Consider the following 19,898-nt stretch of genomic DNA (forward strand, 5'->3'; position numbering starts at 1 on the left):
TAACAACTGCCTTGCTCACAACGCTTTCTGCATCGTAGCGGGGACTTCATCGCTTTCTACATAGGGATTGACAGTATGAACATTCTTCTCGTTGTCGCACCCAGAATGCCAGCATTGACGATGCAATCGACTCTCTGGTTGCCTGTCTCGTTGCTCTACCTTGCCGCCGTGCTCCGTGAAGCAGGCCACGCTCCAACTATTCTCGATCTTGCCGCGGTCCGTGTTCCCGAGGGCGTACAGCCGGAAGAGCACTATCGCACTTTGCTGCTGGACAAAATCCGCGAGCTTGATCCGGGGTATATAGGTATTAGCTGCCGTGCCACCATGGATTTTCCACAAATCAGACAACTTGCTCGTGTCATACACGAGGAAGTGCCGAACACCCCTATTTGCCTTGGCGGAGCACACCCAACGTGGCATTGCCGCGAAATACTTGAGCACTGCCCGGAAATTGATTGCATCGTGCTCGGCGAAGGAGAACCACAGGTCGTGGCGCTGGCAGAGGCCATCGCCGCCGGTGACCGACGCGCGTACGCGAATATTGAATCATTTGCGTATGTTGATAAAGAAAGCGGCAGTATTATGGTAAATCCCAGGAAATCATACATTCAAGACCTCGACACCTGGCCTTTCCCGGCCTATGATCTTGTTGATTTTTCTAATTATCACAGTAATTTTTCGACATGGCACAACCCCAAGGGGCACCAGATCAACATGCGGGCCCCAATACTTACTTCCAGGAGCTGTCCCTTCAACTGCAGCTTTTGCATGGGGCATTCAATGTCCGGAAGAGGGTTTCGCCCGCGATCGCCTGCCGAAGTCGTCCGCGAGCTTGAATTCCTGGTGCGAGAGTTTGGGCAAAACTTCTTTTGCTTTTACGACGAGAATTGTCTTCTGCACAAGGATCGCTTCATCGCTATTTGCGATGGAATTTACAAAACAGGCTTCGACATCCAGCTCTCCGCCCCGGTTGGCTTTTATCTCAATGCCGTCGATGAAGACATTGTCAAGGCGTTCGTGCGGGCTGGAGGCTGCGCCGTGGGCGTGCCAATTGAAACTGGAAGCAGCTACCTACGAAACAAGATTATAGAAAAGAAAATAAGTGACGACACCATCAAGCATGTTGTTAAATTGTACAAAAAATACGATTTATTCACGTATGGGGCGTTCATCATGGGTTTTGAAGAGGATACGCCTGCCACACTGGACGAGACCATAGCCATGATCCACGAATTGCAGCTCGATGTGAACGACGTCTTCAATCTAGTGCCGTATCCTGGAACACGGATCCACGCTCAGGCCAAAAGGAACGGCACATTGCTCATCGATGACAGCCAAGCATGGAAAGGTGAGGTGATACTTGGATCGCGTGGAGGGGCGCAGCAGTTTTTCATTCAGCCTCCGGGGCTGAGCATGGAGGAGCTGAGGCAGTACCGGGCAAAATTCGACCAGCTTAGACTGTATAGCGACCGCGCGCGCAACTTGAACAGGCAGGGACAGAAGCAGTCCCGGTAGTCTGGACAGTTTCGCGGCGTTCGCAAGGTGGAGCCCGGGGTGTCGGGCTATGCCGCGTCGCCTCTTTTCTCTTCCTGGGGTGCCGTTTCCGGAGCAGCCAGGAGGGGGGCATGCCCCCCTCATGAGCGGCTGGCCAAATATAGGTCCATGGCCGATGGCCGTCAAAGACCGAATGCGGCCGGCGGTGGTTGTAGAACCTGAACCAGTCTCCCAGCGCCTGCCAGCGACAGTCAGGGCCATTTGCTGCCTGACGCTGTGAGCAGGAGTTGCTTTCGCGAGTTATCAGATAAATTGATGGATAAGATAAATAAAATGAGTCAATAACGATTTGTTTCCAGCGCTTCCCCTTGTTACCAAGGGAATTCCAGCTGCCTGACGGGATGATTTGCGTTGTTGCCGTTCCCTGCCAGCCTCACCGTCGCGGCATTTTGGGGGGAGCACGCTATGGAACGATTCGACGCCGCGTATCTTGAGCAACGAGTGGAGCGCAATCTTGCGGCGGCAGCCGCGTTCAAGGAAGGCGGAGGGAAGGTCGGCGCGGTGTATTGCGCCTTCATGCCCAAGGAGTTGATTGCCGCGGCGGGGGCCTTGCCGGTGTCGTTGTGCGCCGGGAGCGAGCGTCCCATTGCGGCCGCCGAGCAGTCCCTGCCGAGAAACCTGTGCCCGCTGATCAAGTCGAGCTTCGGCTTTGCCATCACGGACCAGTGCCCCTATTTCCATGATACCGACTTCATCCTTGCCGATGCCACCTGTGACGGCAAGAAGAAGATGTTTGAGCTGCTGGCCGAGATCAAGCCGTTGCAGGTGATGCTGCTGCCGCAAAGCGCCAGCAATCCCGAAGCGCTGGACCAGTGGCACGCGGAACTGCACAAGGCCAAGGCCTCCGTGGAACTGCTCACCGGCAATATCGTCACGGATGAGGCCCTGCGCGAGCAGATCCGGCGCTACAATGCCCTGCGGCGCACCACGCGGGAGCTGTATGCCTTGAATGCAGGGGAAACACCCCTGGCCTTTGGTCGCGAGTTGGCGGTGATCACCGATTCGGCCGGCTTTGACATCGATCTTCCCGGCCGGCTTGCCGAGATGGCCAGGGCCGCGGAGGTGCTTCGCGCCCGGGCTCTGGATGACGCGTTTGTGCGCGACATGCGCGCAAGGCCGCGCATCCTGCTGACCGGATGCCCCAACACCAACAAAAAAGTGCTCCATCTCCTCGAAGATGCCGGGGGCGTGGTGGTTGCCATGGAGAACTGCGGCGGGCTCAAGACGGCCGGGCTGCAGGTGGACGAACGGGACGACCCCTTGCGCGCCCTGGCGCGCAGCTCCCTGGCCGTGGCCTGCCCGTGCATGACGCCCAATGCCGCACGGCTTGACCTGCTGGGGCAACTCATCGACGCCTTTGCCATCGACGGCGTGGTGGAACTGATCTGGCAGGCCTGCCACACCTACAACATTGAGGCCTTCAGCGTCCGGCGGCATGTCATGCAGACGAAGGGCGTCTCGTATCTGCAAATCGAGACGGACTATTCCGAAAGCGATGTGGAACAACTCCGGGTGCGGGTCGAAGCCTTTCTTGAAATGCTGCGCTGAATGGGCGCTGCGTTGCACTCTCAACCAGTTTGGAGGATGTGCATGACGAAGTTGCTTGGCGGTCTGCTGGCTCTATGCCTGCTGGCCGCAACACTGCTTGTGGGACCGTGTCTGGCGGCGGAGTACAAAATAGGCGTGGTCACGCCCACCTTGTCCGCCAGCGAGGATGAATTCCGCGGGGCCGAGATGACGGCCAAGGCCTATCCGGGCATGATCAAGCACATCACCCTGCCGGAAAATTTCTCTGCCGAGCAGGAAACGGCCATCACGCAAATCCTTAGCCTGGCTGACGATCCGGCCATGAAGGCCATCGTGATTTGCGCCGGGTACTCGGGCATCCTGCCGGCCATTCAGAAGGTCAAGGAAAAGCGGCCGGACATGCGCTTCATCACCGCGCCCATTTGGGACGATCCGGACATGATGGCCAAATATGTGGATCTGGCCCTGGATACCGACTGGCTGCGGCGCGGCGAGACCATCCCTGCCAAGGCCCAGAAAATGGGCGCCAAAACGTTCATCCACTATTCCTTCCCCACGCACATGACCAAGGAACTCCTGGTGAAGCGCCGCGACGCCATGAAGGCCACCTGCGAAAAGCTGGGCATGACCTTTGTGGAAGTGAGCACCCCGGACCCCCAGGCAGGCAACGGCCCCGCGGCCATGCTGCAGTTCCTCCAGGAGGACATCCCGCGGCAAATAACCAAATATGGCAAGGATACCGCCATTTTTGGCACCAACTGCCCCATGCAGGATGTCATCATCGCCAAGGCCCTGGAACTGGGGTTCATCATGCCCGAGCAGTGCTGCCCCACGCCCACCCAGGGCTATCCCGCGGCCATGGGCCTGGAAATCAAGCCTGAGGATGCCGGCGACTTTGACAAGATCAACGCCCAGATCAAGGAACGCGCCGCCAAGGCCAATGTGACTGGCCGGCTCTCCACCTGGCCGGTGCCGGTGGGCGTGTTCTTCCCCAAATTCGCCGTGGAAGCGGCCCGCGCGTCCATCGAAGGGTCCATGTCCCTCACGGATCTGGCCGCTCTCTCGGCCCTGGCTCGCAAGGTGGCCGGGGTGGAGGTGTCTTTCAGCCCCATGAAGGACGGGATCAACAATTACTACCTGATCATCATGGATTCCATCATCTACTAACCCGCATCCTCCAGCGCTGCGCGGTGGCTGTGCCGCGCAGCGCGTTTCCCATGCCCCGCCACCTGCTCGAACTCCGGCATATTTCCAAGTCGTTTGGCCATACGCACGCCTTGCGGGGCGTCCATCTGACGGTTGCGCCCGGCGAAATCCACGGCCTCCTGGGCATGAATGGGTCCGGCAAAAGCACGCTGTTGCACATCCTGGCCGGGCATCCTTGCATCCAGTTGGGGCACGGCAGAGGCTCTCGCGGGTTTCAAGGGGAAATTCGCCTGCAGGGGCAGGCGTTTTCTCCCCGCTCGCCAGCCGAGGCCATGGCCAGGGGCGTGGGCATGATTCATCAGGAATCTGTGCTGCTCCCGGAATTCACTGTGGGGGAGAATATCGCCCTGGGACGTGAAGTTGTGCGGCCCTGGACCGCGCGCGTGCTGGGACGCAGATTTGCCGCCCTGGACCGGGAGCGCAACGACGAGGGGGCGCGCCTGGCCATGCAACAGCTGGGGCTGGAGATGTCCCCTGCAACCCGGACAGGGGCGCTCAGCCTGGGGCGCAAGCTGCTGGTGGAGGTGGCCCGCGAGCTGATCAACCCGAATCTGCGGTTGCTGTTGCTCGACGAACCCACCTCGGCCCTGGATGAAGAAGACACGCGACGCCTCCATGCCTGCCTGCGGACCCTGGCGGCCAACGGCGTGGGGATTGTCTATGTCTCGCACCGCCTGCAGGAGGTCTTTGCCTTGTGCCATCGGGCAACCATCCTGCGCGATGGCGAGGTGGTGGCTGAGGCGCCGGGCGGGGCCTTCGATGTGGGGAAAATCTGCGAGCTCATGACCTCCCGCCCCTTGCGCACGGCGCAACCCTCGCTGCACACGCAGCGGCTGGACGATAGCCCCCCCTTGCTTCGCTTGCGGAATTTCCGGGTGGACATGCCCGGCGAGCCGTTGCGCAACATGACCCTGGACGTCCGCCAGGGAGAAATGATCGGCCTGGCCGGGCTGACCGGCCATGGCCGCCCGGCCCTGGGGCGGGGGCTGTTTGGCCTGTGCCCGACGGGCGGGCAGGCGCTGTTCGGACAATCTGACACGATCGACCTTTGCACGGACGCCGGACGCCGCAAGGCATGCGACGAGCTGGCATATATTCCTGAAGATCGTCGCCAAATGGGCCTGCTGTTGCAGCACAGCGTGCAGGACAATCTGACCTTTTCCGTTCTGCATCGCCGGGGACGGTTCCTTCGTCCGTTTCCCGTGCCGGCCTTGCGCTGGTGCGATGAGCGGGCTGCCCGCCGTTTTGCCGAAGAGTGTGTGCAGACATTTGGCATCCGCTGCGCCTCGGTGCGGCAACCGGTCTCACAACTCAGCGGCGGCAATCAGCAAAAACTCTGCATCGCCCGGGCGCTGGCATCCTCGCCGCGACTGTTGCTGGTGTCCGAACCTGTCCGAGGCATCGACGTGGAGGCCAAGGAAGCCATTTTGGGGCAGTTGCTGCGCAGCAACACCAAGGAGGGGCTGACCATCATCATGGCTTCCAGCGAACTCGATACACTGCAACGGTGCTGCACCCGCATTGTCGTATTGCATGAGGGACGCCTCCAGGCTGTGTTGCCTTCAGGCACGGACGAGCAGATCATTTCGCGCTGCATGTGCGGTGTTGCCGGGGAGATGGCATGAAATTTCCGCGCGTGCCGCCGGCGCAGGGCATCATCCTGCTGTTTCTGGCAGGACTGCTGGCCGCGGCGTGGATGCTGGACATGGACATCCTGCAACTGCTGGGCGACGCCTTGACACGCCTGGGCATGAACGGCGTGCTGGTGCTCTCCTTGCTTCCCATGTTCAATGCCGGCCTGGGGCTGAATTTTGGCCTGCCCGTGGCCGTCACCGCCGGCCTGCTGGGCATGTGCCTGGCGGTGAATTTTCGTCTGTCCGGGCTGCCCGGCCTGTTCGGCGCCCTGGCCTTTGCTGTTCCCGCTGCGGTGTTGCTGGGTTACGGCTATGCACTGCTGCTGCGGCGGGTGCGCGGTCGGGAGGAGATTGCCGGCACGTTTCTGGGTTTTTCCTTCGTGGCGGGGATGAATCTGTTCTGGGCCACCGCACCCTTTACCAACCCGGCCATGCTCTGGCCCATCGGCGGTGCCGGGATGCGCCCCACCATCGGCCTGGGGCCATACTTCGGCAAGGCCCTGAACAACGCGTTGCCCCTGTCGCTGCCCTTGGGCTTCGGCTCCCTGACCATTCCGGCCGGCATGTTGGCCTTTTATGGGGCCGTCTGTCTGCTGCTGTGGCTGTACTACCGGACCCGCCTGGGCAAGGCGGCCCTGGCCGTGGGCGAGAACGAGCTGTTTGCGGCCATTCATGGCGTGGATGTGCACCGGACGCGCCTGGCGGCCGTAATTGTCTCCACCATCCTCGGCGCGTTCGGCATGATTGTGTATGCGCAGAGCTACGGCTTTGTGGAACTGTACGACGCGCCGTTGATGATGGCGTTTCCAGCGGCGTCGGCCATGCTCATTGGCGGGGTTTCAGGGGGGCGGGGGACGATTCCGCAGGCCGTCCTGGGCGCATTGTTGTTTCAGTCGCTCTATGTCTTGTCCGCACCCATTGCCAATGAAGTGTTCATCCCGGAATCTGCGGAAATTCTGCGCATGCTCATTACAAACGCCGTGATTCTGTATGCCTTCATGCACCGCGGGAACCCAAAGGGGACATGAAGCATGCGTCGTGCGATTAAGGACAATCCTACTTCCTTGCTGTTTGCGTTGTTGTGCGTCATCGGCTGGCATTATTCGGGCATGTCTGCGGCCTTCCTGTGCAATGAAGTGATGGTTCGCTTCGTGCGCAACGGGGTGTTGGTTCTGGCCCTGCTCATCCCCCTGACCGCAGGCATGGGACTCAATTTCGCCATCAGCGTGGGAGCCATCGCCGCGCAAACGGGGGTGCTTCTGGCCCTGAATGCCGGTGTGGGCGGCCTGCCTGGCCTGGGCCTGGCGGCGGTGGTCGGGTGCCTGCTGGCCCTGGGTGCGGGCTGGCTCATTGGCCGGGGGCTGAACCTTGTCAAAGGCAAGGAAATGATCGCCACGATGATCATCGGCTTTCTGGCCACCTGCCTGTATCAGCTCGTGTTTTTGGTGGGATATGGCTCGCTTATTCCGGCGTATAATCAGGAGATGCTGCTCTCCAGGGGCGTTGGCGTGCGCAGTACCGTGGATCTGCTGCCGTACCGCCATGGGCTGGATACGTATTGGCTGATTCACCTTGGCCCGCTGGAGGTGCCCCTATTCATGATTCTGGTGGTGCTGGGGTGTGCCCTGGGTGTGCGGGGCATCATGCGGTCCCGGATTGGCGGCCATTTTCGGGCGGTGGGCCAGGACGTGGAGAAGGCCAGGCTCCTGGGGCTTGATGTGGAAGGAGTCCGCGTGCAGGCGATGATGTTGTCCACCACCATTGCCTGTCTCGGACAGCTCTTTCATTTGCAAAACATCGGTATGATGAACGTCTACACCGCGCACCTCAACGCAGGCATTTTCTCCTGCGCCGCGCTGCTGGCTGGCGGAGCGACGTTGTATGCTGCCGGCGTGGGCAATGCCTTTCTGGGTCTGTTGCTGTTTCATGCGTTGTTTATCGTGTCCCCCCAGGCCGGGCAGAACCTGTTCCAGAATGCAGCCCTTGGCGAGTATTTTCGCAGTTTCACGGCCTACGGCACCATCGCCTTTGCCCTGATCCTCAACCCTGCGGCACCACGCCGCACACGGCCTCGGCCAGCAGCGGAAAAAGACGCACCTGCCGGTGATTGAACAGGAATTCCAGCTCCTTGAGATGAAGCGGAAAGTGCGCCGGGGCCATGCCACGCAGCCGGGCGAAGCGACGTTTGGCAAAGATCCAGAAGCGGTTGGCGTCCACGGGCAGGCCCTTGGTTTCGTGACGAACATACTGCGCCGGCCAGAGGGACGGTCCACAGCAGAGCAAGGAGAGGTACTGCCGGTATGGTGCAGTATAGACCACTTGCCCCAGGCTGGCGGTGGCCAGATGGAAATTTGTCTTGAAGTGCAGCAGGGCCGCGGGCGTGAGATCCGGCAGCAGATCGCAGAGCATGAACCCGTTCAGTTCGATGAGTCCGAAAACCGGCGCGTCCTGCAGCGGCTGCGCTGGCGGGGTGCTCCCCGGTCCGGGCCAGATGCCGGCGCGGAACAGAGCCGGCGCATCAAGCGACTGTGCAAGCAGGGCGCGGCGCACGGCGTCCTGGGCCTTGAGCACGGTTTCGTAGTGCACGCCAAGTTGCCCGGCCATGTCCCGTGGCGTGGCGCCCAGTTCGAACAGCTTCAGAAACCACAGCCACTGCCGGCATGAAAAATTGCACGCGTTCAGAAAGCGTCGGCTGAAGTCATGAAAGGTGTAGCCACAGGCAGCGCACCGGCGGCGGCCGTCTGCCAGTTTGTAGAGCTTGCGGGCCTTGCAGTGCAGGCAATGCCGTTGATGGTTTTTCCAACAAAATCCCAGTAGAAAACGGCGGGCTTTTTGCTCGCTGGACACGAGTTCCGAAAAATTCAGGAGTTCCGAGGTCTCACACGCTCCGGCAAAAGGCGCGACACCCTTGCGATTCTGAGCGTCAAGAGGAATGGGCATGGCGTGCTCATTAAAACATGCGTAATTTTAGGTTGATGCAAGACTGATTGTGTACGACGTCGTGCCAAATCTTCCACAAGTGTTTGTACTGCCATTGTCCCAACTCACTGGGAGAGATACGCTCAATCCAGGAGAAATGGCGGATGCGCGCCACCAACAATCGAAATTTCAAATCGTAAGCATAGCCAGCTCCTATAATTCTGCTGGCAAGGGAGGTCAATGCATGGAACAGGAGATGACCATTCGCGTGCACCTGTGGGTGGAGACGCGAGAGGGGGTCGCATTTGGCATGGGCAGGTTGTTGCTCTTGGATTTTATTGAACAATACGGCTCGCTACGCAAGGCGGCCAGCGCCATGGGCATGTCCTACCGGGCGGCGTGGTGCAAGCTCAGGGCGTCGGAAAAAGCCCTGGGCGTGACGCTGGTGGAGCCGGTGGGCAGCAAGCGGGAGGGCTGCCGGTTGACACCGGAGGGCGCGCGGTTGCGGGAATCCTTCCGGGCCTGGTTCAGGACCGTGGAGCGCACGGCGCAACTCAATGCCCAGGCGCTCTTTGCCTGGCCGACGCGGGCGTATCCTGCCGCGGAGACGTCGGCCGATATCGCCATACTCGGCGACGAGGCTCCAATGCCGCCACCAGTTCGCAGGATGCTGCCCGCCGCAGCACTTTGAGCGCAGGCAGGCTCCCCGGTCCTGGGGAGCGGGTTGCGAAGCGTTCGCCATCTCCCGGCTGCAAAGCCCGGGCGTTCTGCCTGGGCTTTTTTTATGCCCTCCGTCTGGATATGTATCTAATCTAATACATATATCATGCTGAAATCATAGCATTAATCATTGACCACACCTTCTTTGGCAGCCTACAACTCAGGCCGGCGCACACCTCCGGCCCCCTGACGCCAAGGCCGGATTCCGGGTGCACCGCCAGACATGAGGCGTCGCAATCGAGGAGGTTGCCATGGGACTGTCGCGTCGAGGGTTCCTTAAATGCACCAGTGCCGGGGTGGTGGGCCTGTCTTTGGCCCGGTTCGGCATCAATGCGGCGCCGGTGTCGGCCTATGCCGCCACCATGAAGATTGAGGACAGCAAGGAGTTCATCTCCATCTGCCCCTTCTGCTCCTGCTGCTGCAACACGCTGGTGCACGTGAAGGACGGCAAGATCATCAACGTGGAGGGCGATCCGGACTATCCCGTCTCCGGCGGGGGCCTGTGCGCCAAGGGCGCGTCCCTGCGCTCCCTGCATACCAGCCCGAACCGGCTCACCAAGCCGCTGTATCGCGCGCCGGGCAGCGACAAGTGGGAGGAAAAAGACTGGGACTGGATGATGGAGCGCATCGCCCAGCGCATCAAGGAAACCCGCGACCGCGACTTCAAGCAGAAGAACGAGGCCGGCCAGACCGTGAACCGGGTGGAGTCCATCTTCCATCTGGGCTCCTCGCAGGTCTCCAATGAAGAAGCCGCGGTGCTGCACCAGATGATCCGCGCCCTGGGCATCGTGCACTTTGACCACCAGGCCCGCGTCTGCCACAGCTCCACGGTGCCGGCCCTGGCAGAGTCCTTCGGCCGTGGCGCCATGACCAATCATTACAACGACATTCAGAACGCAGACGCCATCCTGATCATGGGCAGCAACTGCGCCGAGCACCATCCCATGACCTTCCGTTTTGTCAACCGGGCCAAGCAGAAGGGCGCGGTGGTCATGCATGTGGACCCGAAATTCTCGCGCACCTCGGCCCGCAGCACCTTCCATGTGCCCATCCGTTCCGGCACGGACATCGCCTTCCTGGGCGGCATGGTCAAATACATCCTGGACAACAAAAAGTACTTTGAAGACTACATGATGGAGTACACCAACGCCGCCTTTATCGTCGGCGAGAAGTTCTCCTTCACGGACGGCATCTTCTCCGGCTTCGACCCCAAGAAGAAAAAGTACGACAAGAGCGCCTGGGCCTTCGAAAAGGACGACGCCGGCCTGCCCAAGAAGGATCCGACCCTCAAGCACCCCCGCTGCGTGCTCAATCTGCTGAAAGAGCACTACAAGGGCTACACCCCTGAGCAGGTTTCCAGCATTACCGGCGTTTCGGTCAAGGACATCCTGCGCGTGTACGAGGCCTTCACCGCCACGGGCAAGCCCGACAAAGCCGGCACCGTCATTTATGCCCTGGGTTGGACGCAACATACCGTGGGTGTGCAGAATATCCGCCTTTCCGCCATGGTGCAGCTGCTCCTGGGCAACATCGGCATTGCCGGCGGGGGCATCAACGCCCTGCGCGGCGAACCCAATGTGCAGGGCACCACGGACCATGCCCTGCTCTACGGCTACCTGCCCGGCTACCACAACGTGCCCACGGCCAACTTCCAGACCCTGGGCGAGTTCATCAAATCCCAGACCCCGCTTTCCAAGGACGCCAAAAGCGTCAACTGGTGGCAGCACCGGCCCAAATACGTCGTCAGCCTGCTCAAGGCCTGGTACGGCGAGCACGCCACCAAGGAAAACGACTTCTGTTATGCCTACGTGCCCAAACTCGATCCGGACATGGACTGCTCGCACCTGTTCATCTTCGATCGCATGTACAAGGGGCAGATCAAGGGCGGCCTGTGCTTCGGCCACAATCCGGCCCAGAGCATGCCCAACGTGCACAAGGCCCGCAAGGCCCTGGACAAGCTGGACTGGCTGGTCATCGGCGAGGTGTTCCACAACGAGACCACGGACAACTGGCAGCGGCCCGGCGTGGACCCCAAGACTATAAAAACTGAAGTCTTCCTCCTGCCCTCGGCGTATCGCGCGGAAAAGGAAGGCACAGTCTCCAACTCTGGCCGCTGGCACATGTGGCACTACAAGGCCGCCGAGCCCCTGGGCATGAGCCGCAACATGGGCGAGATGTTTGTGGAAATGATGACCCGCGTCAAGAAGCTCTACGCCAAGGGCGGCACCTTCCCGGATCCAGTGGTCAAGGCCGACTTCCCAGAAACATTCGACGCGGATCTCGTCTGCCGCAAGACCAACGGCTGGTTCACCCGAGACGTCAAAATCGGCGACACGGAATACAAGAAGGGCCAACAGGTGCCCGGATTCCCCACCCTGCAGGACGACGGCTCCACCGTCAGCCTGAACTGGCTCTACTGTGGCGGCTACACCGACGCCGGCAACCTGGCCAAGCGTCGAGACCTGACCCAGACACCCATGCAGGCCAAGCTCGGCCTGTATCCCGGCTTCGCCTGGGCCTGGCCCATGAACCGGCGCATCCTGTACAACCGCGCTTCCGTGGACAAGAACGGCAAGCCCTTCAACCCCGAGCGCGTGGTCATTGCCTGGGAAGGCGGCAAATGGGTGGGAGACATCCCCGACGGCGGCGCGCCGCCATTGGCCATGGAAAAGGGCACCTACCCCTTCATCATGACCACCGAAGGCCGCTCCCAGCTCTACGGCCCCGGCCGTGCGGATGGCCCCTTCCCCGTGCATTACGAGCCGGCGGAAACGCCCGTCAAAACCAACCCGCTTTCCAAGCAAATGAGCAACCCCTGCATGAAGGTGATGGAAAGCGATATGGACAAGCTGGCCGAAAATGGCGACCCGCGCTTCCCCATCGTACTCACCACCTACAGCCTTACGGAACACTGGTGCTCCGGCTCCGAAACCCGCAACGGCCCGGCCCTGCTGGAAGCCGAACCCCAGCAGTACGTGGAGATGAGCCACGAGCTGGCCAAGGAAAAGGGCATCAACAACGGCGATGTGGTGGAAGTGGAAAGCCTGCGCGGCAAGGTCCAGGCCGTGGCCATGGTCACGGTGCGCATCCGGCCCTTCCAGGTGCAGGGCAAGACGGTGCATCTGGTGGGCATGCCTTTCGCCTTCGGCTGGACCAAGCCCAAATGCGGAGATTCCGTGAACCGCCTCACCCCCTCCGTGGGCGATCCCAACACCACCATTCCGGAGTACAAGGCCTGCCTGGTGAACCTGCGCAAGTGCGAGAAGGTCACGGAACTGTAGGATTACAAGGAGAATCGAAATGCCCAAGGCGTTTCTCGTCGATACCACCCGCTGCACGGCCTGCCGCGGCTGCCAGGTGGCCTGCAAGGAATGGAAGGACCATCCGCCCGTGGCCACCAAACAGACCGGCACGCACCAGAACCCGCCGGATCTGAACCCCTATAACTACAAACTCGTCCGTTTCAGCGAGCACCTGCTTGATGGCGTGGTCAAATGGTACTTTTTTCCGGATCAGTGCCGCCACTGTGTGGCGCCGCCCTGCAAGAACACCGCAGATATGAGCCTGGAAGGCGCCGTCATCCAGGACGAAGCCACAGGCGCGGTGATTTTCACGGAAAAAACCAAGGAGATCTCCAAGGCCGATCAGGAATCCATCCGGGAATCCTGTCCCTACGACATCCCGCGAAGCAACGAGAAAACCGGCCTGCTCACCAAGTGCGACATGTGCATCGACCGCGTCCAGGCCAACCGCCTGCCCATGTGCGTCAAGAGTTGCGCCATGGGGGCCATGCAGTTTGGCGAGCGCGAGGAGATGCTTAAAGTCGCCCAGGCCCGTCTGGCCGAAATCAAGGCCGAATTCCCCGCCGCCAAGCTGTTGGATGCGGACGATGTGGCCGTCATCTTCCTGGTGGAGGATGATCCCAAACGCTACCACACCCACGCCGTGGCCCAGCTGACCGCACCTGCCGGGCCGCTCTCGCGTCAACAGTTCCTGGCCAGGGCCAATCCCTTGAGGGGCCTGGCCCGTACCTTCCACGGCTAGGGCAAGCTATCTTTGAAAGAAGTTCTCGGGGGAAAACCTTTCTAAAGAAAGTTCTTCCGCCCTTCAATAGCTGGCCCCCTTTCCAAAGACTTTTATTGTGATTCAAGGTCACTATCAAAGTTTTGGAAGGGGAGAGCGCGAGAGGGGAGAACCTTTTGCAAAAGGTTTCCCCTCTCGCAAGGTCCTTTTTCAAAATTAAACTGCTCTAGCGCAGTCCGCCGCCAGCTCGACACAAGGTCCGGTCCGGACACACACACCACCCGTGCGGACGCCGTTTTGCAACGGCGTCCGCACCCGAATCAGGAGCAATGTTCATGGAATCCACGCGCGTTTCTCCCGCTGCGGCCCGTCTGCTGGCCGATGCTGCAACACTCTCCAGGGAACTGCCGGAATTGAAAGGACTGATCGAAAGCGTCGCCCCGCTGTTGGCCGCCCGGGCCGAGCTGCTGGAGACGCTCCCCGGCTGGCAGGGACCGTTGCCACAGGTGGAAGAGCCGCATTTCTGCCAGGGAAATTACCTGTTGGCCGAGTCTGGATTTCAGGCCCTTGCCCCGTTGCTCCCCCTGGCCGCCCAGCGACTGCTGCCGGCCATGACCACGGCCTTTCCCGGCCTGGCCGGGGAGCTGGACACCCTGCAACGAGGCCTGACAGAGGGTGCCCTGCCCTTTGCTGATCTGGAAGCCCTGGCCCTGGACGAAGAGGATATCCGCCTTGCCGGCGTGTCGCCAGAGGTGTTGCGGTTTGTCGCCTGGCAGTTGGTCAAGCCGCTGCTGGAGCGCCAGGCCCAGGATCTGGCGTCCCTCATCCGCCACCTGCCCTGGACGCAGGCCACCTGCCCCATCTGCGGTGGCGGGCCAGACTTCTCCCGTCTGCTGCGGCCGAAGGACAACGCCGAATTCATCACGGCCCACGGCGGCGCGCGCCACCTGCGCTGCGCCACCTGCGCCGCGGAATGGAAATACAAGCGCATCAGCTGCCCTGCCTGCGGCAACGAGGAGCCCTCGACGCTGACGGTCCTGCGCAACGAAGCCCGCCCCGGCGACCGCGTGGACGCCTGCGACGTCTGCAAGGCCTACCTGCTGTGCCTTGATGCGTCAGAAATGATCGATATCCCAGATACTTCAATCGCCATGCTCACCATGCTTCCCCTGGAACTGCGCGCCCGCCAGGCCGGCTACACGCCCATGGCCCTGCAACCCTGGGAGCTGGAGGAGCCGGCGTGCTGATGGCTGGTGCAATGGGGATGGTCTCGGCGGCACTGTTGCAAAAAACAGTTCTCAGCCCATCGCTTTCCCAAGGTACCTGTAAATCGTCGCCTTGGAGAGGCCATACTCTCGCATCAGGTCCTTAATCAGGAGCCCACTCGCCCGTTTTTGCTGCAACTCCAAAATCTCGTGCGGGCGCAGAGCCTTGCTGCGCCCGAACTTGACCCCGTTTTCCTTGGCCTTGAGGATGCCGTCCATCTGCCGCTCGGCTCGGATTTCCGTCTCAAACTGCCCGATGGCGCCCAGCATGTTGAACAGAAGCCGCCCTGTGGCGTCGCCGGTGTCGATGTTCTGATCGAGCACCTTGAGGTAGACCTTCTTGCGCGTGAGCTGTTCGGCGATCTGGCACAGGTGCAAGGTGGATCGGGCAAGCCGGTCCAGCCGCGTCACCACCAGCGTGTCGCCTTCGCGCACATACTCCAGACAGGCGTTGAGCCTGGGTCGTTCCCCGGATGCGCCCGAGCGGGTTTCTTCAAAGAGCTTGTCACAATGGGCCAGCTTGTCCCGCTGCACTTGCAGGCTCTGTCCCCGCGAAGAGACCCTGGCATAGCCGACGATGGCCATGGGTTGCCCTCGGTGTGCTTATTCGTTTTAGACAATGTGAGAACATAGTATTGAGACATGGAAAAAGACACGTCAAGGGGTGAGGCGCAAAAAGTATAGGTTGAGAGACGCAAGACTTTCCCATGGCAAGGCGAAAGCCTCCTGTGGGTGCGCCGCGCTAAGCCCTTGGCCGGACACAGCGCCGGCCAAGGGCTTATGGGTAAATATGGGTATGAATGCAGGTATGGAGCGCAGCACATGCCGAACTCTGACACGATCCACACCTCTCCCGAACTTCTGTCGCTCATTGCGGAATGCGATGAGTTCAAAGGGGCGTGGCGTGCCCTTGGGGCGTTGGCCCCCGAGCGCCTGAACGCCTTGAGTTATGCCCCCCGCTCAAGCCGTGCTCGCGTCAACGCGCAACGTCGGTGCAGTTCCTCAAGGATAGGTGTCAGGATGGCATGCGTCTCGCCCTGCTGAATCGTCTCGGCGACCAGGGTTTCGGCAAGCACGGGCAGGCGCGCTGCCAGCGTTGCGAGACGCTTTTTGAGCTGTGCCGCAGACAGGCCGGACGCAGTGGCGAAGCGCTCCCAGTGACGCGGCATCACATCCTCAAACACGTATCTCCCGCCGATCTTCATGGCCATCCTGTCCGTCAGCTCTGGATAGACCGCCGTGCAGAGCACATCATACAACGGTGCCAGCACCGCGCCTTGGGCTGCGTACAGCAGGGAGAAATTCTTGGCATGGGCGTCGTGATTGCCAAGCAGGGCGTTGAACAGCATGGCGTCGAGCAGGGCCAGGAGATGCGGCGCGCTGGGACGCGTGGCCTGCCGGAGCAGCGAAAAGCACTGCGCGGCATCGGGCCCGCCTTCGTTTTGGTATTTATACTCGGGCGGCACGCCCAGGGCCTGGCAGAAATCCTCCTGGTGCAGGCGATGGATGGTGCCGTTGGCCAGTCGCTGACGATCATAGCGGGTCACGAGCAGCAAGGCGCGGCCGGCCACGCGATGCACCTGGACGGCGGCCGTGTGCAGCTTCAGTCGAGCGGCCAGGGTCATGCAAAACCACTCGTTGCACACGCTCCCCTCCACACCGGCGATGGCCGGTTTGAGAATATGCGTGCTCGCAGTGCCATGCAGGGGGAGGCCGATGCGCCCCTCCCAGACCACCACCGGCAACTTGTCCTGCGCGCCGGCCAGGGACAACCGAACGCCGGCCTCGCCAGCCAGCAGCGGCCTTCGGGGCAACTCCTCCATGAGCTGCAGCAGGGCGGCGTCATCCAGCCAGCGGACCCGCTCGCCCTCCTCTCCTCCCTCTCCCCCATCTCTCGTGAAGGTGGCTTCCTCCGCGGGCGTCTGTCCCGGCTCCAGCAGAGTCACCGCCCCGGCGCATTCCCCGCCAAGCCGGTCCAATAAGGCAAAATCATTCCTGGCGGAGATATGCAGCATCCGCGCAATGCTCGCGCGCATGGCGCCTTCGGGCAACAAGCCGGCAAAAAAGGGCCGGGCGGCCCTGTCGTCGAAGATCTCCGCGCGCAGGGGCAAGGACATGGACAAGGGGCGCGCCGTGGCAGACTCCAGCCACGGCGCCGCATACACGAATCCCAGCCGCCCGTCCTGTTGTGAAAGCGTCCCCACAAGCCGGGCATCCCACCAGACCTGCAACTCCCGCGGCGTCACGGCTGCGCTCCAGGCTCGGTCTTTGCTTCACCCGCAGGCAGACCGTCGATAATCAGGCCGCCGCCCAGGGCCTGCACCACGCGCAGCATGGTTTCAAAGCGCACCGAAGGCTTGCCGGCCTCCAGCTCCACAATGAACCGGACGCCCACACCGGCCGCAAGGGCCAACTGCGGCTGGGTGAGCCCCAGGGCCTTGCGCGCAGCACGAACGGCCTTGCCCAGCGCAGCAGCATCTTGAATGGAAACTGGCATGACTTCATTCCCTTTCGGGAAATACTCGGACGTTTTTACCGCAAGATCAAGCAAAAGTTCCCGTTCGGGATTTTTTTGCCTTGATGGCAGAAAAAAAGAATATATTTCCCGATCGGGAATTATGGCGCTACATCTCCGGCCGCTGGCGCACGTCCGGCCACTTGGCACGAGGAAACACCAGCCCCAGGCCGGTCCAGTTCAAGCGATCCATAATCCGAACGCCTTCGGGATCGCCGTCAGGCACGAAAATGCGGATGATGAAGGGGGGCGGTCAACTTCGATTCAGAAAGTGTCTGCCCAACTCAAAACAATCCGCATGGGGTAGTAGCAACTTTTATGTAGCCACCTGAAATTGCCTTGTTGCCTGGGGTGCAATCTAAAATTTCTTTGCTGATTATCATTTTCTCATCGCTTACAACTATTACGCATTCATCCTTTTGCAGTATGGATATAGTTCTTTTCTCGAGCGTGGGCTTATTGGTGCAATCCTTTCCATGATACAAGTCTACACCAAAGTTGGAGATTGATACCAAATTTACTTCGCTGGCCGCACGCAACTTATCTCCAACTTGAAGATGCTCAATTGATGCATCGACATCTTCACGGAGTAGAAACAGTTGCCCCTGGTCAGATCGGCTTCTATTTGTTGCGACGCCATAATAGGCCATTGCGTTCAAGCCGAGTTTTTGCGCCTTGACTGCTTCAATTTTACAAAACCAACTAGTCGGAAGAGTGAAGCTTAAAATTCCATATATTGCCCCGACAAACACAACAACCGCAGGTATCATCCCAAGTGCGGCTATCAATCTTTTAACTTTATCCATGGCCTGCATCTCTCCATATAAAAGTATTTTACTTTATAATATACAAAATTTTAAAAAATGCAATATCAATCACACCCCCTCAAACACATCCTCCGCAACTTCCCTGGCATTTCCCATTTCCACGAATGCCTGGAGCACGCTGCGTACTTCTGCTGCCTTGGCGCGGGTGAAGGTGGCGCGGACGGTTGCCAGGGAGAGGGAGATTCGGCCAGGAGGTCTCGCACAGCTCGGTCAAAAAACTCTGCGCATTGGCCAGCTCCGCCCCGCCCGACCTGTTCCAGCGGTTGATGAAGGCGGCGACGGGACACGGAGCGTCCGGGGTGGCGGGAGAAGCAAGGGAAGTGGCGGATTCTTGCATGGTGTTGTGTATCGGAGGGTGGATAGAAGCGAAAGCCACCATGCGGGGAATGGGCGGGGAGGTCCAGGGAGGAGGGGGGGGCTGTCACGAATTGTGCAGCACCATTTTCGGCTTACTCGGCAGGTCCATTCATCAAGAATACTCAGAAGTTTTTGATGGCAATTTTTAGTAATAATTTTGGAAAATTTATTTTATTATTTCAGTATATTAAATTATTTTCAAAGCACTATTCACAACAGAAAAAATATCATTAAATGTATTAATTTTTACATTATTTTTTACATATATAAACACGAAATATTATTCCATAGAAAACCAGTCAGGAGAAACGGCTTGACAGTCCATCCCTAACACTCAAGAACAAGGCAGCGTCCACCTGCGTATGTTGCACTTATTGCATATATTTCATTTGGGTGTTGCCCCCACCTTCCTCCTCAATGCCGCACCAACGCAGGAGCTGCCATGAACAATCTCGCCCATCACCAGCCGCCGCCCTCGGCGCAGGACGCCGCCCTGGCGCGGTTGTCCGGTCAGATGTTGTCGCGCCTTGCCGCCGGAAATCGCCCCTTGCGGGTGCAGGTGCTTGAGGCCGGGCTGGAATCTCCCCTTGAGCTGCCCTCGGGGGCCGTGTCCCTGCTGGTGGACATCCTGGAGGCGATGGCCGCCGGGCGCGGCGTCACGCTCATTCCAGAAACTGCCGAGCTGACGACGGTGCAGGCCGCCGAGGTGCTCAACGTCTCCCGCCCGTTCCTGATCCGCCTGCTGGACACGGGCGAAATTCCCCACCGCAAGGTTGGGACACATCGACGCGTCCGCATGGAAGACGTGCTGGCCTACAAGCAACGCATCGACGCCGAGCGTGAAGCCATCCTCGATCAGCTTGCTGCCGAGGCCCAGGCGCAGGACATGGGATACGAGCGCCTCAGACCCCCAGGACATCCATGACGCCCTGTATCGCGCTGCTTGATGCAAATGTCCTGTACCCGGCCCCCATGCGCGATCTGCTGCTGCAGCTGGCGGTGGATGATCTGTTCCGTGCGAAAGGTTCAAGCGCGGCTGCGCAATCCGCACTATTCCGTGCCAGACTATCTCGCCATCCTGTCGCATCAAGGACTTACCAAGCCGACAGAAAATCTAAAAGATTCTGGAATGTATCTTTAATGAAAGCTCATATATTTCACACTATTATTTACATTTTCAGGCTTAATTTTTAGTAGAAAATTTCAATATATTTAACTTATCAAAAGCGGCAACTTTCACGTATTGCTACACGATAGAGAATGAGAAAGATATTGCGATATATTTTCCATCGCCAACTGCCCTTGAACGGACACCCTCGACGGTGTCCTTTCTCACTCGGCTACACCGCGT

At 59.9% G+C, this 19,898-nt stretch carries 17 protein-coding genes; 12 read left to right on the forward strand and 5 right to left on the reverse strand.

Annotated elements, in window-relative coordinates:
- Positions 1-75 precede the first annotated feature (75 nt).
- The 6 genes from DGI_RS18115 (at position 76) to DGI_RS15410 (ending at position 8,032) form a co-directional block, all read left to right on the forward strand.
- Positions 76-1,515, forward strand: a complete 1,440-nt coding sequence (locus DGI_RS18115) for a B12-binding domain-containing radical SAM protein (protein WP_021762131.1) — start codon at positions 76-78, stop codon at positions 1,513-1,515.
- 444 nt (positions 1,516-1,959) lie between these two features.
- Complete coding sequence (locus DGI_RS15390; RefSeq protein ID WP_021762133.1) at positions 1,960-3,102, forward strand: double-cubane-cluster-containing anaerobic reductase; 1,143 nt, start codon at positions 1,960-1,962, stop codon at positions 3,100-3,102.
- A gap of 42 nt (positions 3,103-3,144) precedes the next feature.
- Positions 3,145-4,248: a DUF3798 domain-containing protein gene (locus DGI_RS15395; protein WP_051286679.1), complete on the forward strand. Its 1,104-nt coding sequence runs from the start codon at positions 3,145-3,147 to the stop codon at positions 4,246-4,248.
- A 50-nt stretch (positions 4,249-4,298) separates the two neighbouring features.
- The gene (locus DGI_RS15400; RefSeq protein ID WP_021762136.1) at positions 4,299-5,912 is read left to right on the forward strand and encodes a sugar ABC transporter ATP-binding protein; all 1,614 of its coding nucleotides are present in this window, start codon (positions 4,299-4,301) and stop codon (positions 5,910-5,912) included.
- Positions 5,909-6,949, forward strand: coding sequence for an ABC transporter permease subunit (locus DGI_RS15405; protein ID WP_021762137.1), 1,041 nt, complete (start codon positions 5,909-5,911; stop codon positions 6,947-6,949). The genes DGI_RS15400 and DGI_RS15405 overlap by 4 nt, the downstream gene beginning before the upstream one ends.
- A 3-nt stretch (positions 6,950-6,952) precedes the next feature.
- On the forward strand, positions 6,953-8,032 hold the full coding sequence (locus DGI_RS15410) for an ABC transporter permease subunit (protein ID WP_021762138.1): 1,080 nt from the start codon (positions 6,953-6,955) through the stop codon (positions 8,030-8,032).
- On the opposite strand, the gene DGI_RS15415 is transcribed toward DGI_RS15410, so the two are convergent.
- Complete coding sequence (locus DGI_RS15415; RefSeq protein WP_021762139.1) at positions 7,962-8,861, reverse strand: transposase; 900 nt, start codon at positions 8,859-8,861, stop codon at positions 7,962-7,964. The genes DGI_RS15410 and DGI_RS15415 overlap by 71 nt on opposite strands.
- 223 nt (positions 8,862-9,084) lie before the next feature.
- Between DGI_RS15415 and DGI_RS15420 the strand changes: the two genes are divergently transcribed.
- The 4 genes from DGI_RS15420 to DGI_RS15435 all read left to right on the forward strand — a co-directional run bounded on the left by DGI_RS15420 (position 9,085) and on the right by DGI_RS15435 (position 14,830).
- Positions 9,085-9,531 carry a winged helix-turn-helix domain-containing protein gene (locus tag DGI_RS15420; RefSeq protein ID WP_021762140.1) on the forward strand — a complete coding sequence of 149 codons (447 nt, stop codon included), beginning with the start codon at positions 9,085-9,087 and terminating at the stop codon, positions 9,529-9,531.
- Between the two features lie 280 nt (positions 9,532-9,811).
- Entirely contained in the window at positions 9,812-12,841 is a 3,030-nt protein-coding gene (gene fdnG, locus DGI_RS15425) for a formate dehydrogenase-N subunit alpha (RefSeq protein ID WP_021762141.1), read from the forward strand.
- A gap of 19 nt (positions 12,842-12,860) precedes the next feature.
- Positions 12,861-13,604, forward strand: a complete 744-nt coding sequence (locus tag DGI_RS15430) for a 4Fe-4S dicluster domain-containing protein (RefSeq protein ID WP_021762142.1) — start codon at positions 12,861-12,863, stop codon at positions 13,602-13,604.
- Between the two features lie 314 nt (positions 13,605-13,918).
- Positions 13,919-14,830, forward strand: coding sequence for a formate dehydrogenase accessory protein FdhE (locus tag DGI_RS15435; RefSeq protein ID WP_021762143.1), 912 nt, complete (start codon positions 13,919-13,921; stop codon positions 14,828-14,830).
- Between the two features lie 51 nt (positions 14,831-14,881).
- On the opposite strand, the gene DGI_RS15440 is transcribed toward DGI_RS15435, so the two are convergent.
- The 4 genes from DGI_RS15440 to DGI_RS18560 all read right to left on the reverse strand — a co-directional run bounded on the left by DGI_RS15440 (position 14,882) and on the right by DGI_RS18560 (position 18,169).
- Positions 14,882-15,433 carry a recombinase family protein gene (locus DGI_RS15440; protein ID WP_021762144.1) on the reverse strand — a complete coding sequence of 184 codons (552 nt, stop codon included), beginning with the start codon at positions 15,431-15,433 and terminating at the stop codon, positions 14,882-14,884.
- 362 nt (positions 15,434-15,795) lie between these two features.
- Positions 15,796-17,094 (reverse strand): type II toxin-antitoxin system HipA family toxin, encoded by a 1,299-nt coding sequence (locus DGI_RS15445; RefSeq protein WP_021762145.1) that lies wholly within the window; start codon positions 17,092-17,094, stop codon positions 15,796-15,798.
- Positions 17,091-17,345: a helix-turn-helix transcriptional regulator gene (locus DGI_RS15450; protein WP_021762146.1), complete on the reverse strand. Its 255-nt coding sequence runs from the start codon at positions 17,343-17,345 to the stop codon at positions 17,091-17,093. The genes DGI_RS15445 and DGI_RS15450 overlap by 4 nt, the downstream gene beginning before the upstream one ends.
- A 302-nt stretch (positions 17,346-17,647) precedes the next feature.
- On the reverse strand, positions 17,648-18,169 hold the full coding sequence (locus DGI_RS18560) for a hypothetical protein (protein WP_144284217.1): 522 nt from the start codon (positions 18,167-18,169) through the stop codon (positions 17,648-17,650).
- A gap of 820 nt (positions 18,170-18,989) precedes the next feature.
- Here DGI_RS18560 and DGI_RS15460 point away from each other — a divergent pair.
- Positions 18,990-19,472, forward strand: coding sequence for a helix-turn-helix domain-containing protein (locus tag DGI_RS15460; RefSeq protein ID WP_021762149.1), 483 nt, complete (start codon positions 18,990-18,992; stop codon positions 19,470-19,472).
- Positions 19,469-19,741, forward strand: a complete 273-nt coding sequence (locus DGI_RS19100) for a hypothetical protein (RefSeq protein WP_202961827.1) — start codon at positions 19,469-19,471, stop codon at positions 19,739-19,741. Before DGI_RS15460 ends, DGI_RS19100 begins: the two co-directional genes overlap by 4 nt.
- The last annotated feature ends 157 nt before the right edge of the window (positions 19,742-19,898 follow it).

Source organism: Megalodesulfovibrio gigas DSM 1382 = ATCC 19364 (genome assembly GCF_000468495.1).
Lineage (GTDB): Bacteria > Desulfobacterota > Desulfovibrionia > Desulfovibrionales > Desulfovibrionaceae > Megalodesulfovibrio > Megalodesulfovibrio gigas.

What these genes read in the sequence shown, in the direction of transcription:
- DGI_RS15440 (WP_021762144.1), bottom strand. Translation starts at nt 15,433, where the DNA reads ATGGCCATCGTCGGCTATGCCAGGGTCTCTTCGCGGGGACAGAGCCTG.
- DGI_RS15430 (WP_021762142.1), top strand. Translation starts at nt 12,861, where the DNA reads ATGCCCAAGGCGTTTCTCGTCGATACCACCCGCTGCACGGCCTGCCGC.
- DGI_RS15450 (WP_021762146.1), bottom strand. Translation starts at nt 17,345, where the DNA reads ATGCCAGTTTCCATTCAAGATGCTGCTGCGCTGGGCAAGGCCGTTCGT.
- DGI_RS15460 (WP_021762149.1), top strand. Translation starts at nt 18,990, where the DNA reads ATGAACAATCTCGCCCATCACCAGCCGCCGCCCTCGGCGCAGGACGCC.
- DGI_RS18560 (WP_144284217.1), bottom strand. Translation starts at nt 18,169, where the DNA reads ATGGATAAAGTTAAAAGATTGATAGCCGCACTTGGGATGATACCTGCG.
- DGI_RS15395 (WP_051286679.1), top strand. Translation starts at nt 3,145, where the DNA reads ATGACGAAGTTGCTTGGCGGTCTGCTGGCTCTATGCCTGCTGGCCGCA.
- DGI_RS15390 (WP_021762133.1), top strand. Translation starts at nt 1,960, where the DNA reads ATGGAACGATTCGACGCCGCGTATCTTGAGCAACGAGTGGAGCGCAAT.
- DGI_RS15415 (WP_021762139.1), bottom strand. Translation starts at nt 8,861, where the DNA reads ATGCCCATTCCTCTTGACGCTCAGAATCGCAAGGGTGTCGCGCCTTTT.
- DGI_RS15400 (WP_021762136.1), top strand. Translation starts at nt 4,299, where the DNA reads ATGCCCCGCCACCTGCTCGAACTCCGGCATATTTCCAAGTCGTTTGGC.
- DGI_RS15410 (WP_021762138.1), top strand. Translation starts at nt 6,953, where the DNA reads ATGCGTCGTGCGATTAAGGACAATCCTACTTCCTTGCTGTTTGCGTTG.
- DGI_RS18115 (WP_021762131.1), top strand. Translation starts at nt 76, where the DNA reads ATGAACATTCTTCTCGTTGTCGCACCCAGAATGCCAGCATTGACGATG.
- DGI_RS15420 (WP_021762140.1), top strand. Translation starts at nt 9,085, where the DNA reads ATGGAACAGGAGATGACCATTCGCGTGCACCTGTGGGTGGAGACGCGA.
- fdnG (WP_021762141.1), top strand. Translation starts at nt 9,812, where the DNA reads ATGGGACTGTCGCGTCGAGGGTTCCTTAAATGCACCAGTGCCGGGGTG.
- DGI_RS15435 (WP_021762143.1), top strand. Translation starts at nt 13,919, where the DNA reads ATGGAATCCACGCGCGTTTCTCCCGCTGCGGCCCGTCTGCTGGCCGAT.
- DGI_RS15405 (WP_021762137.1), top strand. Translation starts at nt 5,909, where the DNA reads ATGAAATTTCCGCGCGTGCCGCCGGCGCAGGGCATCATCCTGCTGTTT.
- DGI_RS19100 (WP_202961827.1), top strand. Translation starts at nt 19,469, where the DNA reads ATGACGCCCTGTATCGCGCTGCTTGATGCAAATGTCCTGTACCCGGCC.